The organism is Sphingomonas sp. M1-B02 (genome assembly GCF_026167525.1).
Classification (GTDB): Bacteria; Pseudomonadota; Alphaproteobacteria; order Sphingomonadales; family Sphingomonadaceae; genus Sphingomonas.
Window position 1 is genome coordinate 51,094 of the sequence record NZ_CP110679.1, and the last position, 14,264, is coordinate 65,357.

At 62.3% G+C, this 14,264-nt stretch carries 11 protein-coding genes; 9 read left to right on the plus strand and 2 right to left on the minus strand.

From position 1 onward, the window contains the following. The first annotated feature begins 3 nt into the window (after positions 1 to 3). From cydB to OKW87_RS00310, 7 genes are all read left to right on the plus strand, one after another. The gene (gene cydB / locus OKW87_RS00280; protein ID WP_265541400.1) at positions 4 to 990 is read left to right on the plus strand and encodes a cytochrome d ubiquinol oxidase subunit II; all 987 of its coding nucleotides are present in this window, start codon (positions 4 to 6) and stop codon (positions 988 to 990) included. A gap of 103 nt (positions 991 to 1,093) precedes the next feature. Further along, positions 1,094 to 1,909, plus strand: coding sequence for an acetoacetate decarboxylase family protein (locus OKW87_RS00285; RefSeq protein ID WP_265541401.1), 816 nt, complete (start codon positions 1,094 to 1,096; stop codon positions 1,907 to 1,909). A gap of 20 nt (positions 1,910 to 1,929) precedes the next feature. Then, complete coding sequence (gene poxB / locus OKW87_RS00290; protein WP_265541402.1) at positions 1,930 to 3,663, plus strand: ubiquinone-dependent pyruvate dehydrogenase; 1,734 nt, start codon at positions 1,930 to 1,932, stop codon at positions 3,661 to 3,663. A gap of 4 nt (positions 3,664 to 3,667) precedes the next feature. After that, positions 3,668 to 6,610 (plus strand): FAD-binding and (Fe-S)-binding domain-containing protein, encoded by a 2,943-nt coding sequence (locus OKW87_RS00295; RefSeq protein ID WP_265541403.1) that lies wholly within the window; start codon positions 3,668 to 3,670, stop codon positions 6,608 to 6,610. A 2-nt stretch (positions 6,611 to 6,612) separates the two neighbouring features. Then, positions 6,613 to 7,095, plus strand: coding sequence for a DUF1003 domain-containing protein (locus OKW87_RS00300; protein ID WP_265541404.1), 483 nt, complete (start codon positions 6,613 to 6,615; stop codon positions 7,093 to 7,095). Positions 7,096 to 7,106: 11 nt separating this feature from the next. Next, positions 7,107 to 8,387: a carbohydrate porin gene (locus tag OKW87_RS00305; protein WP_265541405.1), complete on the plus strand. Its 1,281-nt coding sequence runs from the start codon at positions 7,107 to 7,109 to the stop codon at positions 8,385 to 8,387. Between the two features lie 159 nt (positions 8,388 to 8,546). Continuing rightward, positions 8,547 to 11,636, plus strand: a complete 3,090-nt coding sequence (locus OKW87_RS00310) for a sensor histidine kinase (RefSeq protein ID WP_265541406.1) — start codon at positions 8,547 to 8,549, stop codon at positions 11,634 to 11,636. On the opposite strand, the gene OKW87_RS00315 is transcribed toward OKW87_RS00310, so the two are convergent. Beyond that, on the minus strand, positions 11,623 to 12,261 hold the full coding sequence (locus OKW87_RS00315; protein ID WP_265541407.1) for a response regulator: 639 nt from the start codon (positions 12,259 to 12,261) through the stop codon (positions 11,623 to 11,625). The genes OKW87_RS00310 and OKW87_RS00315 overlap by 14 nt on opposite strands. A 418-nt stretch (positions 12,262 to 12,679) precedes the next feature. Here OKW87_RS00315 and OKW87_RS00320 point away from each other — a divergent pair, with 418 nt between their 5' ends. Continuing rightward, entirely contained in the window at positions 12,680 to 13,282 is a 603-nt protein-coding gene (locus tag OKW87_RS00320; protein ID WP_265541408.1) for a winged helix-turn-helix domain-containing protein, read from the plus strand. Positions 13,283 to 13,354: 72 nt separating this feature from the next. Here the strand turns inward: OKW87_RS00320 and OKW87_RS00325 are convergent, their stop codons facing one another. Further along, entirely contained in the window at positions 13,355 to 13,768 is a 414-nt protein-coding gene (locus OKW87_RS00325; RefSeq protein ID WP_265541409.1) for a hypothetical protein, read from the minus strand. A gap of 126 nt (positions 13,769 to 13,894) precedes the next feature. On the opposite strand from OKW87_RS00325, the gene OKW87_RS00330 reads away from it, so the two are divergent. Next, the gene (locus OKW87_RS00330; RefSeq protein WP_265541410.1) at positions 13,895 to 14,185 is read left to right on the plus strand and encodes a hypothetical protein; all 291 of its coding nucleotides are present in this window, start codon (positions 13,895 to 13,897) and stop codon (positions 14,183 to 14,185) included. Positions 14,186 to 14,264 lie beyond the last annotated feature (79 nt).

Genomic DNA, 14,264 nt, shown 5'->3' on the forward strand with positions numbered 1-14,264 from the left:
GCCATGGCCGAGTTCTGGACCGCCGCGCTGGCGCTGACGATCTTCCTCTATGTCCTGCTCGACGGGATCGATCTCGGCGTCGGCATCCTGTTCGGGTTCGAGCGAGATGAAGATCGCCGCCGCCAGATGTTGCAGACCGTTTCGCCGATCTGGGACGGCAACGAAACCTGGCTGGTCGTCTCTGCGGCGATCCTCTTCGCTGCCTTCCCGCTGGTCTATTCGCTGGTGTTAAGCGCCTTTTACCTGCCGCTGATGTTGCTGCTCGCCGGTCTCATCCTGCGCGGCGTGGCATTCGAGTTCAGAGCGCAAAGCCACCGGACGAGAGGGCTGTGGGATATAGGCTTTTGGGTCGGCTCGATCGTCGCCGCCTTTGTTCAGGGCTGCGCGGTCGGGGCGCTGGTTGTCGGATTGCCCAACCATGGCGGGCAATTCACCGGGGGAGCGTTTTTCTGGCTCAACCCGTTCGCCGTGACCAGCGGCATCGCCTTGTGCCTGGGCCACGCCCTGCTCGCGGCGTGCTGGCTGGTCCGCAAGACCGAGGGGGCGCTGCGGGATCGTGCTCGGGCACAGGCGCTGTGGCTGCTGCCCGCCGTCGCTGCTGCGCTTGCGCTACTCTTATTCTATTCGCTGAGCCTCGACTTGCCGGTGCTGCACCGCTGGAGCGCCAGGCCTGAAATGGCCGTGCTTCCTGCGATTGGGCTAGCCGGGGGTGCGGTATTGGTGTTCGGTTTGCAGCGACGGCGGGACAGCCTGCCGATGATCGGCGGGTTGATCATCTATGTCGCCGCGTTCGCTTCGCTGGCGGCGTCGTTCCTGCCCTACATGATTCCCTTCTCGATCACCTATCTCCAGGCGGCTGCGCCGGCGAGCAGTCTGAGCTTCATGTTCTGGTTCGCCGGGATCATCGTGCTGCCTCTCACCATCGTCTACGCCGCGGTCAATTTCCTGACCTTCTGGGGCAAGATAGTCCCCGAGGACGAAGGCTATTGATTGGTCGACCCGATCCCCCGGCAAACCAAAGTATCGGTTCCCAAGCCATCAATGAAGATACCAATATCAGGAATAGATTCAGCTTAATCGAAGGGAGGACGACGTGACCGCCATCAGTCAGCTCAAGGGATTTGCCGTTCCTCTAACGTCGACGGGCAAGTCGTCGATAGACCCGGCGCCACCCTGGCATTATTCGAGCGATTGTATCGCCATCGAATATTGGGCTGATCCCGAAGCGATCGCGGCGCTGCTGCCGCCCGGAATGATCGCCGATCCCGACGCCGGCGGCCGCTGTTTCTACTGGTTCCTCGATTGGCAGTTCACCGGGGAAAATGACGAGCTGACCGATCCTGCGCGCTACCAGTATCGCGAGGCATTCGTGCTGATCGATGCGATCTATGAAGGCATGCGCGTGGCGTATTGCCCCTATATCTTCGTCGACAATGACGCTGCGCTCGCGCGCGGCTGGATCCAGGGATTTCCCAAAAGGCTCGGCAGCGTCTTCCAGACCCGCACCTTCGCCGCGCCGAGCGCCGCTGCCGCCCCACTGGCACCCGGCAGCCGCTTCGGCGCCAGCCTCGGCGCGCATGGCGAGCGCCTCGCCACCGCGCGCATCCAGCTCGAGGAAGCGGTCGCGGACCCGACTACCGTGTTCAATCGCCCGACGACGATCCGCCGCTACTTCCCGCAACTCGTAGCCGGCAAACAGCACGAGCCCGCCGTGGATGAGCTGACGCTCTCGCTCACCGACGATCCGAGCATCGTCGATATGTGGGCAGGCAGCGCGGAACTCGTGATCCCCGAAGTTGCCGGTGAGGACATGCACTTGATCGCGCCAATCCGGGTCGGCCGCGGATATCGCTTCTCGATGTCCTATTCGGTCACCGACCTGCGCATCCTCAACGATTATCGCGCCTGATTTCACGGAGGGGTTCCGCCATGACCACCGTTGCCCATCAATTCATCGAGACCCTCGCCGCCGCCGGGGTCAAGCGCATCTACGGCGTCGTCGGTGACAGCCTCAACGGCCTTACCGAGGCGCTGCGTCAGCATGGCGGCATCGAATGGGTGCATGTCCGGCATGAGGAGGTCGCTGCCTTCGCCGCCGCTGCCGATGCGCATCTGACCGGCGAGCTCGCGGTGTGCGCGGGAAGCTGCGGGCCGGGCAACCTTCATCTCATCAACGGGCTGTTCGATTGCCAGCGCTCGCGCGTGCCGGTTCTGGCGATTGCCGCGCATATTCCCTCCGCGGAGATCGGCTCGGGCTATTTCCAGGAGACGCATCCGCAGGAGCTGTTCCGCGAGTGCAGCCACTATTGCGAATTGGTCTCGGACCCCGCCCAGATGCCGCGGTGCCTCGAGATCGGCATCCGCACCGCGATCGGCGAGCGCGGCGTTTCGGTCATCGTCATTCCCGGCGACGTCGCGTTGCGGCCGGCAATCGACAGCCCCCCACCCAAGCCGGCCGGCCTTTTGCCCAGGCCGCCGATCGTCGTGCCCCCCGAACGCGATCTCGATACGCTGGCGGCGTTGCTCAACGAAGACCGGCGGGTCACGATCCTGTGCGGATCGGGCTGCGCCGGCGCGCATCCCGAACTAATCGAACTGGCCGGCCGCCTCAAGGCGCCGATCGTCCATTCGCTCAAGGGCAAGGAATTCGTCGAATATGACAATCCCTACGATGTCGGCCCGACCGGGCTGATCGGATTTGCGTCAGGCTATTATGCGATGGCCGACACCGACATTTTGCTCATGCTCGGCACCGATTTTCCCTACCGCCAATTCTATCCCAGGGGCAGCGGCGTCAAGATCGCACAGGTCGATATCCGGCCAGGGCAATTGGGCCGGCGGGTTTCGCTCGATCTGGGTCTGGTCGGCGAGGTCCGCGAGACGATCCGCGCATTGCTGCCCAAGCTCGCCGAGAAGGACGACAGCACCCATCTCGACCAAGCGGTGGGGCATTATCGCCGAACCCGCAAGGAGCTCGATGCTCTCGCCACCGGCGAGCCGGGATCGGGCCGCATCCACCCGCAGCAGATCGCAAAGGCGTTGAGCGATCTCGCTTCGGAAGATGCGATCTTCACCTTCGACGTCGGCCTGCCAGTTGCATGGGCGGCGCGCTATCTTGCGATGAACGGCAAGCGCCGGCTCGTCGGGTCGCTCTGGCATGGCTCGATGGCCAACGCGATGCCGATGGCGCTCGGCGCGCAGGTGGCATTTCCGAAGCGGCAGGTGATCTCGCTTTCGGGGGATGGCGGCTTCACCATGCTGATGGGCGATCTGCTGACCTTCCGCCAATATGGCCTGCCCGCCAAGATCGTCGTGTTCAACAATGGCTCGCTTGGCTTCATCGAGACCGAGCAGCGCTCGACCGGCTTTCTGCCCTTCGGCACCGATCTCGACAATCCCAACTTCGCAGCAATGGCGGAGGCGATCGGCATCATGGGCGTTCGCATTGAGGATCCCGGCGATGTCGAGAGCGGCATCCGCAGGGCGCTGGAGCATGACGGCCCGGCGCTGATCGACGCGGTCGTCACCCGAACGGAGCTTCCGATCCCGCCTTCGATCAATCTCGAGATGGCCAAGGGGTTCACGCTCTATATGGCGCGCGCCATCATGAACGGGCGGGGAGACCAACTGATCGACCTCGCCCGCACCAATTTGTGGCGTTGAGGCCATGCACAAGCTTTTCCAAGCGGATCCGAAGCGCCTTGGCCGCCCTGCGGGCCCGCCGATGGCGGATGCTCTGCCGGACTACCGGGTTGACGGCAGCCCGCCCGAGCTTCGCGATGCGCTGGTCGATTTGCTGGGCGCCGATCAGGTCCTCGACCGGCTCATCGATCTCGTGCGCTATGCGTCGGATGCGAGCGCCTATCGCTATGTGCCCAACGTCGTCGTGAAACCTCGCACGCCCGACGAAATGATGAAGCTGCTCAGCTATTGCCGTATCAATGGCCGCAAGGCGGTGTTCCGCGCGGCGGGGACCAGTCTCAACGGCCAGTCGCAGGGCGACGATATCCTTATCGATGTCCGCGCGCATTGGCAGGGGTGCAGCGTCGAGGCCGATGGCGATTTGTTGCGCACCAAGCCGGGAACGATCCTGGGTCATGCCAATGCGCGGCTCGCCCGTTTCAAGCGCAAGCTCGGCCCCGATCCCGCCAGCCACGGCGCCTGCACCATCGGCGGTGTGATCGCCAACAATGCCGGCGGTATGCGCTGCACGCTCGATCGAGACGCGTATCACACGCTGGCCGATTGCACTTTCATCTTGCCCTCGGGGACGCTCATCGACACTGGCCGGGTCGGCGCTGAAGCGCGCTTCGCCGAGCTGGAGCCAGAACTGGCCGAAGGCCTGATGGCCCTGCGCGCCGAATTGATCGCGGACACCGCCCTGGCCGAACGGGTGCGGCACAAATATGCGATACGCAACACCCACGGCTATCGCTTGTGCGCATTGCTGGATGGCGAGACGCCGCTGCAGATCTTCAAGCGGCTGCTGGTCGGGTCGGAGGGCACGTTGGCGTTCATCGCCGATGCGACGTTGCGCACCGTTCCTTTGCCCAGCATCTCCGGCGTGGCGTTCGTGGTGTTCCCGACCATCGACGCCGCAGTGACGCAGGTGCCCGAACTCGTGGCCCGGGGGGCGTCCGCAGTCGAGCTGATGGTCGCGCCGGCGCTCACCGCCGCGAGCGCATTCATTCCGGGAACGCCCAGTTATTGGGCGAAGCTGGATCCCAAGGCGGCGGCCTTGCTGGTCGAGTTCAGCGCCGATTCCGAGGAGGAACTGGCGGCCAAGGAAGCCGAGGTCACCAGCTTCCTCGAGGCAGGCGACCTGGTTCGCCCGGTCGAATTCACCAGCCTCGCCGAAGCCGTCGAACTCGCCTGGCATGTGCGCGAGGGGCTGTTGGGCCTGGTCGGCAAGCAGCGGCCTGCGGGAACCACGCTCCTGACCGAGGATGTCTGCTTTCCGCCGCACAATCTCGCCGCTGCCGCCCATGACCTCCAGGCGCTACTCGAACGGCACGGCTTCCCGCCCGGGATCGCCGGCCACGCCGCGCACGGCAACCTCCACTTCATGCTCGTCGCCAAGCTCGACGAGGAAGAAAGCCGGCAGCGCTATTCGGCGTTCATGCTGGACCTCGTCGAGCTCGTCGGGCGCAAATATGACGGTTCGCTCAAGGCCGAGCATGGCACCGGGATCAACATGGCGCCGTTCGTCGAAGCCGAATGGGGCGAGAAGGCCACCGCGATGATGTGGCGGATCAAGCAGCTCGCCGACCCCGAAGGCGTGCTCGGGCCGAACGTGATCCTCACCCGCGACAAGGACGTGCATCTCAAGGCGCTCAAATCGATCCCGTCGATCGAAGCGACCTCGGACGCCACGCAATGCATCGAATGCGGGTTCTGCGAGCCGGTCTGCCCGAGCCGCAACGTCACCACTACGCCGCGCCAGCGGATCGTCATTCGCCGCGAAATGGCGCGCCAGGCACCGCGATCTCCAGTCCTGACGCAGCTGCAAGAAGACTATGAATATGACGCGATCGAAACCTGCGCCGGCGACGGCATGTGTTCGACGCGCTGCCCGATTGGAATCAATACCGGCAGCTTGATGCGCTCCTATCGCCGCCTCGAACGCAGCGAGCGCAGCGAGGCCATCGCTCTCGGCGTGGCGCGCCGCTGGGCACTGGTCGAGCGTGTCTCCCGGGTCGCGCTGGGTGCCACCTTGATTGCTCAGAAAACGGTAGGCCTCGCTCCGTTGAGATGGGCCAGCGGCGCAGCGCGCGCAGTGATATCGCCAGACCTCATTCCCACCGTGCCGGGACCGATGCCGCGACCGGGCAAGGCGCTCCCGAAAAATGCGAAAGAGGACGCGGCGGCGGTGTATTTTCCGGCGTGCATAAATCGCATCTTCGGTCGCGACCCCGATTGCCGCGACGCCATGAGCCTGCCCGAGGCGCTGCTGAGCGTTTCGGAGCGCGCAGGGCGCCCGTTATGGATTCCGCCCGACGTTCGCGGGCTTTGCTGCGCCACTCCCTTTGGCTCGAAGGGTTTCGACAAGGCGCATGGCTATATGGCGTCGCGCATCGCCGATGCGTTCTGGCGCTGGTCCGACGACGGCACGCTGCCGGTGGTCGTTGATGCCGTATCGTGCACACATGGGCTGATCGAGGATGTCGCCGGATATCTGAGCGATGCCGAGCGCGCGAACTTCGCGAAAGTTCGCATCGTCGATTCGACCGAATGGTGCCGTGAGCTTCTACCGAACTTGAATGTCGAGGAGAAGTTGCGCCGCGTCGTGCTCCATCCGACCTGTTCGATGACGCACCTCAACCTGACCGACGCGCTCAAGGATGTCGCCCAAGCGGTCGCCGAGGAAGTCGAGATCCCGATCGGCGCCGGTTGCTGCGGAACGGCCGGGGACAGGGGTCTGCTGCATCCCGAACTGGTCCGTTCGGCGACCAGGGATGAACTCGCATCGCTCAGCCAGGATCCGGCCGATGCCTATCTGTCCGCCAACCGAACCTGCGAAATGGGGATGCTTCACGCCACCGGCCGGTCGTATGAATCGTTCATCTATTCGCTCGAGCGTCAAACCCGCCCCCCAACCTTCGAGCACTAGGAATGCGTCACGGCACCAGCGAGCGGCTTCCTACGCATGGCGCTCGGCATCCATCGGTGCCCCATCTTGGCGATGCCGCCGATGAGGCCGCCACGCGCGGAGACCGGCTCGCCGACCGGGTTGCTGCTGTCGGTGGTTCCTGGGGTTTCATCATTGCGTTCTCGGTGGTGCTACTTGGCTGGATGTTGCTGAACACGGATGTGCTTCAGCATTGGGGCCTGGCTTTCGACCCCTACCCCTATATCTTCCTAAACCTGATGCTCTCGACCCTTGCCGCCGTCCAGGCGCCGGTGATCATGATGAGCCAGAACCGGCAGTCCAAGCGAGACAGGGTTGCCGCGAGCCTCGACTATGAGGTCAATTTGCGGTGCGAGCTCGAGATGCTGCGGTTGCACGAAAAGGTCGATGTCGCGGTGGCCCGGCGCCTTGACGAAATTCTAATGCTGCTCCGCCGCGATTTCCCAGCGGAGAGCCAGGAGGGATAGGCGTTGCATACATGAACGACCAGGAATCCGGCCCGCACAGCTATTGGCATTTTTCCGGCTCAAGGTTGGCCGTAGCAATGATCTTGGTAATTGCCTTGGCGCTGCCTGGGCGAAGTGATGCCCAAAGTGTGCCGCCTGCAGCCGCGGCCCAGCATCACGCCGAGAACGGCGAAGCTGCGCTCCAATCTGCCGATACCCTTGCCATAGCGCTCACCTATACCAGCGATGCCAATGCGGATGTCTCGGGAGGGATGCGAACCGGGGCCGCGTATCTCCAGCGGGTCGGGGTCACCGGCGACCTGGATATGGCTCGTGCTGTCGGGTGGAATGGAGCCACTGCGCACATCAGCGTGCATTCGATAATCGGGACAGGTCTCTCCGCCAGCCGCGTCGGGAATCTGCTGACCGTCAGCGGCATCGAAGCGTCCCCTGCGCTGCGGTTGTTCAATCTGTGGATCGAGCAGAAATTGGGAAACAGCGCATCGCTGCGCGTCGGTCAATTCACCGCCGGGCAGGAATTTGCAATCAGTTCAACGGCAAACTTCTTCGTCAACTCGACCTTCGGCTGGCCGGGCAGCTTCGCAGTCGATTTGCCGGGAGGAGGCCCAGCATATCCAATCGCGGTTCCCGGGATCCGCTTCGCCACGACGCGCGACAGCGGCAAGACGACGATCCGCGCCGCGTTGTTCGCAGCGAATCCGCTGGGCCGCGATCTGCGCGGGCTCGCCGGCTGGGAGTTCAGGGGGCAGCCACTCGCGATCGCCGAATTGGCGCGAACAGCCGGAGGCGACGACCCTATCTGGAGTGTCGCAATCGGCGGTTGGCATAGCTTCGATCGCTTCGCGAACGTGCGATCCCCGTCTGGGATCCCGCGCAATGGAAACGGCGCGCTCTACGTAATCGGCGACGCACTGTTATGGCAGCACGGCGCACGCAAGGTCCATGGCTTTGCGCGTCTCACCGCGTCGCCCAATGACCTCAATACGATCAACCGCTATTTCGACGCGGGAGTGACGATGGAGGGCCTATTTGCGTCGCGGCCGCACGACGTCGCCGGTCTTGCGGTTGCTGCTGCCGCCCTTTCCAACTCGACCGACAGCCGCCGAGGCGGCGCCTCTCGGGCGGAGATTGCGATCGAAGCTAGTTATCAACTTCGCTTTGGCACCAACCTCTACGTTCAGCCCAACGCTCAACTGATTATCCCGCCCTCTCGGGGAGTGGATGGCCCAGCCTCGTCCCGACAACGCGGTCGGGCTACGGTTGTCGGCATCCGAACGTCGCTGCAGTTATAGTGAGATGGTCCGCTAATAGCTAACTTACATCCACTTGCGGGCTTGGCGTCGGCCCGCTTAGAACGAGTGAATAGCTGGATGCTCGCTTAACGCCGATGGGGAGGGAATGGCAAAACGAGATGGTTCCTGTCGAACGCAAAAGCGCGATCGAACCGAACCATGACCCGGTCCGGCTTGTTGGTCCTTTGGCTGATTCCCTTGGCGCTGATTGCCAATGTGCCGCGCGCTGTAGCGCAGGCTGATGGGATACGGCAGTATAAGCATAACAGCTGGACTCACGAGGCGGGGGCGCCATCCAAGATTACGAGCATCGCACAATCGCCCGATGGCTACCTGTGGCTAGCGGCTCAAGAGGGTCTTTACCGGTTCGACGGCGTGACCTTCGAACGAATGCGCCACGCCGATCCGGACAAGGATTCACTCCCAGCATCCCGCGTCATTGTTACCCGATCCGGCACAATATGGGCGACGTTCGGCCGCACGCTGTTTCAGTATCGCCAGGGGAAGCTTTACGCAGTGCCCGGCCCTGCGATCGAGGCCTTTTCGCCTTTGAGGGAAGGGCCAGATGGAGCAATCTGGTTTAGCGACCTCAAGCTCGGCGGTGGTGGGTTGTATCGTTATTGGCGCGGCCGCTTTGAGCAGGTCGGAGGAAAATGGGGCATTCCGAAAGCGTATGTCTCAAGCATACTCATCGCCCGGAATGGTGCAGTCTGGACGGTGACGCCCGGAAAGCTAATGTTCCTCCGTCCTGGCAGCAGGCGGTTCCACGTTATGGACGAGGATGTCGGCTTCTATGGCGGCCTTGCGGAGGATGCCCAAGGCAATATTTGGTTCTCCGGGCGCGAGGGCACTCGTCTAGTTCGAGATGCGATGTCCCCCATGGCGAAACCGGCGAGGGCGATAGCCTACCCGCCGGTCGCCAGGTTGAGGGGAGCCTCGCCGATGGTCGATCGGATGGGTGCCCTATGGGGCAGCAGCTGGTCGAACGGCATTTTCCGCATTCCCCTGGGCGGCGCCGCACCCGCCGGATCGGCTATCGACACGTTCGAGGCCAAGGACGGTCTTTCCTCGGACGTGAACGAACAAATGCTCGAAGATCGAGAAGGAAATATCTGGGTCGGTACGCAACTCGGATTGGACAGCTTCCGCGCTACGCCGGTTACGATCGAGCCGGCCATCGAACTCAATCCCGAAGGCTATATGCTCACATCGGACGGGCGGGGAACCGTCTATGTAGTTGCAAGCGACAAGATTTATGAGATCGCGCCGGGCAAGCAGCCCCGCCTTGCCGCGCAATGGCCCGAACCGATCGATGCAGTATGCCCCTCGCATGATGGATCGATATGGGTTTCTTCGGACTCACATCTCGGCCGATTGCAGCATGGCTCTATCCGGAGCGTCGGAGGGCCCGGCGTCACGATGTCCAGTTGGGCTTGCCGCGAAGACCGGCAGGGGCGGACTTGGTTCCTCACCCAGGATGGCGGCGTCAGGGGGCGGCTCCGGGACGGCCGCTGGGTGGCGCCATCGAAGGCGGTAGCCGATTACTCCCCCTTCCTTGATATGGCGCTGAATCACGAGGGCTACCCGGTCGTGAAATGGGGCACCAAAAACGTCCGGGTAATCGGAGCGCGAACGATATCCTCGATCCGGCAGCAGGCACTCGGCACAGGGCGCATTTTTGACATCGCCGACGCCCCGACGGGATTATTCATTGCTGGGGATGAACGCCTCGGGCGCTGGCGGGGGGATCAAGTCCAGACGCTCGATACCCGCAAAACCTATCCTTGGCTGAAGATACGGGGACTGGTCCAGACGCCGCATGGCGAAACCTGGGCGATCGGAGCGAACGGCATCCTGCGCTTATCAACTGCGAAACTCGACTATGCATTCGGTCATCCCGGGGCAGACCTCCCCTATGAGCGCTTCGATGCCAATGACGGGCTCAAAGCCGGGATGCAGCATGCCGGCTATCGGGGGCAGCAGGTGGCCCAAGGGGGAGATGGGCGGATCTGGTTCCTGACGGCTTCGGGCGTGGCGCGGGTGGATCCCGCCAATCTGAGGCGAAACGCTGTCGCGCCGCCGGTCACGGTGCGGTCCCTCTCTGCCGGCGGACAAACCTATGTCGATCCTGTTAGCATCACGCTGCCCAGCGGCACCACCATATTCGCGATCGGCTACACGGCGCCGAGCTTGTCGGTGCCGAGCAGGGTGCGCTTCCGATATCAACTCGAAGGGGTAGACAAGGCGTGGGTAGATCCAGGCGCCCGAAGGGAGGCTTTTTACACCAATCTCGGTCCAGGCCGTTATCGCTTCCGCGTTATTGCCTCCAACAATGACGGCATATGGAACCAGACTGGCGCGACACTCGACGTGGAAATCAGACCGGCCTTCTACCAGACTTGGTGGTTCCTACTGCTTTGTCTGTTGCCCGGGATTGCCGTAGCTCGCCTGCTCTACACAATGCGATTGCGGCAGGTTGCTGGGCGCGTCAGGCATCAGATGGAAACGCGCATCGCGGAGCGCGAGCGGATTGCGCGTGAGCTCCACGACACCCTGCTGCAAAGCTTTCAAGGCGTGACGATGTTTTTCCAGTCCGTCGTCGATCGGTTCCCCGCAGGCAGTCCATTGCGCAGCTCGATCGAAGAAGGCCTGAACTACGCCGATGCGGCACTAGCCGAGGGGCGCGAGCGGGTTCTCGAACTGCGCAGCGCGGCGGCTGGGCAAGACTTTGCCGAGGCTTTGCAGCGGCGGGCGACCGCGATCATGACGGGTGCGACACCGCGTCTGTCCGTCCGCGTCGAAGGAACACCGCGACCGCTTTTCGATCTGGTAAGCGACGAATTATTGCGAGTGATGCAGGAAGCGGTTCGCAACGCATTGCAACACGCCGGCGCGAAGACGATCCAGATCACGCTTGATTATGGGGCGTGGAAACTTGCTTTGGTGGTGCGGGACGACGGGGTCGGCATTCCGCACTCCATCCTCGATGGAGGCAGTCCCACGGGGCATTACGGTATCATGGGGATGCGAGAACGCGCGGCGCGGATCGGCGGGCGTCTCGTGCTGGGCCGACGGGCGGACAATGGCACCGAGATCGTCATGACCGTGCCTGCACGGTCTGCATACCGGGATGGCAGGATGGAAATCCTCCGGTGGCTGCAACCACGCGAGTGGCGCGGCATGTGGCGAGCGGTGCGCAAAGGGGTCGCTAAGGGCACCGCCCCCACGGTGGACCCTAGATTTCGATGATACCACGCCTGAGCGCGACGGTGACCGCCTGGGTTCGGTCACCGACGTCGAGCTTCGAAAAGAGGCTGCGCATGTGCGTTTTGACCGTATCTTCAGAGATATCAAGTAACCAGGCGATCTCTTTGTTCGCCTTGCCGTCGGCAACATGGCGCAGGACTGCAATTTCACGTTCGCTCAGCGTATCGTCCGCGGCGTGAAAGGCGATCTCTTGGGCGATCTCGGGCGGAATGTGCCGTCTCCCAGAATGAATGGCACGTATCGTATCGAGCAGATCCTTACGCACCGTTCCTTTCAGGAGGTAACCAACCGCCCCGGCCTTAAGCGCACGCAGTGCCTGCGCGTCTCCCGCAAAGGTCGTCAGCACGATAATTCGCGCGTTTGAGAATTCTCTGCGGATTGCGGTGATCGCATCGATGCCGTTCATGCCGGGCATCTGCAAATCCATCAGCGTGACGTCGGGCCGCACGTTTCGATATTGTTCGATCGCCTCTTCCCCGGTGGTCGCTTCGGCGACAACCGTCATGTCGGCCTGACCCGCAATGATTGCGCTAACCCCGATACGGAGCACGGGATGATCATCGACGATCAGGATGCGGATGGGGTGCGAAGGCACCGTCGTAGACACGATTCAGGCTCCTTTTGCCCGGACTTGCCGAGATGGATCTCGGGACTGTCCTGGCGCGCGCGGCAAAGGGCGTATCGAGTCGGATACCGAACGCCGGACTCGCCGATCCGCATTACCATCATGGCCGCAACTGACCGCTTCTATCATGCATCCCCCCTAGGTTCTCGACGCATTGTGCGGCGCCCATGCCCGTCGCGCCAGTGGTGGCGCTGCGAACGCACCGAAAGGATTATTCAATCCTAGTCCTTTCGGTGCGTGCTCCCGCAACTCGCCTTCGCGGAAGCCCCTATCCGGCGCGCACCCGGCAGCGACGCGACCAGATGGGCACGCACTAGAGTGTAGTCTTCACCTCTACCGGACCGGGATGGATTCCCAATAGGCGCGCGCCTCTAGTGCGCTGGCATCAGGGAGACCAGGCATGCGTGAACGGGCGATACGAAGGGTCGGGCTGGGGATTGATCAGAACCTCAAGGCAGAAGCAGCACCAGGCAGTTCAGCACAGGATGGCCCGCTTCGTTTCGGACAATTTCTGGTCTTTCCCAGGGCTCGCTCATTGGAACGAGAGGGCCTTGCCGTAGACTTGGGCAGCCGCGCCTTCGACTTACTGATGATATTACTGCAATCGCGAGGTCGCATCGTCAGTAAGGACGAGATCATGAAGTATGTGTGGCCCTCGACCTATGTCGAGGATGCCAACCTGCGCGTCCAGATGGCATGCCTGCGAAGAACGCTCGGGAGCGACAGCGAACTTATTAAAACGATCCCAGGTCGAGGCTATGTGGCAGTAGCCGATAACGAGGCATCTCGCTTCCTGACGGTCCCCTCGTTAACGAGAGATGCTGGTAGTAGTTCGCCAGTTGACGGCAAGCCCTCGATCGTCATCATCGATACCAACCCCGCGAATCGCGCAGCACTTCATCGTCTGCTCCAGCCGTTCCACGCACATGTGCAGTCATTTGTATCGGTTGAAGCATTCTTCAGCAGCGGCTCCGCCACCCCGCAGACTCCGGAGTGGCAATGAAGTCGGCACCGACAACCAACGGTTCTCTTCACGTGCAGCGTTTGTAAATAGCGCGCGCGTCATTGTCGGCTCCTATCGAGCTATAAAAATTTCCCAATGATCTGAGTGCCCGATCGGGTGGTGCATGGGGCACCATTCCCGGTCAAAACTGGGCACCACACTGCCGTCAGTAGGGATCCTGCTGACGGCGTGTGCCATTGCCTCTTTTGATCCGGAAATTTTGATCTCGCCCGCGTCGAGCGCAACTTCGGATACGAACAGGGGGATGTGCGCCTTGCGCAGTGTTGGGTCGGGGCCGCGACGTCTTTCTCGGATCGCGACTGCGAAGCGCTCGACAAGTTCCGGCGTGATTTTACGGCGCCCCCGGTGAGCCTGCGACTCGAGTAGGTCCACAGTCGCGGTTTGCGAAGCTAGGCGCGTCTTCTCCCCAGCGAGCAGTTCGGCAAATATACGACCCTTGACTGACGCTTGCTCGTCGGTCTGCATCTCATAGGGGAAAGCATGCGGTTGAACGCGCCATCCTCCATCCCGCCAAGCCCCGCAAACTCATTGTAGTGCTCAATTGCGCGCACGATGTTGGACGCGTTCTTGCATCCTAGGGTGCGGAGCGCCGTGTTCGAGGCCCTGTTCCATCGGGACCCCGACCTTAGGGAGCTTGGTGATACCTTGCTCGATCTCTGGGAGGCGCAGGACAGCGATGATCGGTGGGAGGAGGTCGAATATGTCTTACGCTATGGAAAGTTCAACGCCTCCTTCACCTATCCTGACGAAATCGATCGCGAAGAAGATTCGTTCGATCGGCGCGACCGCGTGGTTCAGCGCCATTTCGGGACAAGCCGATTCTATATCCCTCCCTATTCGATGAGAGCGGAGTGCCTCGATATGAATTGTAGCGCGAGATAAAGGGCTAGAGCGCGCGAAATCAAGATTCACGAAAGGGTCTGATTGCCTAGGTTCCTTTCGGCAACAATTTCCCCCATTC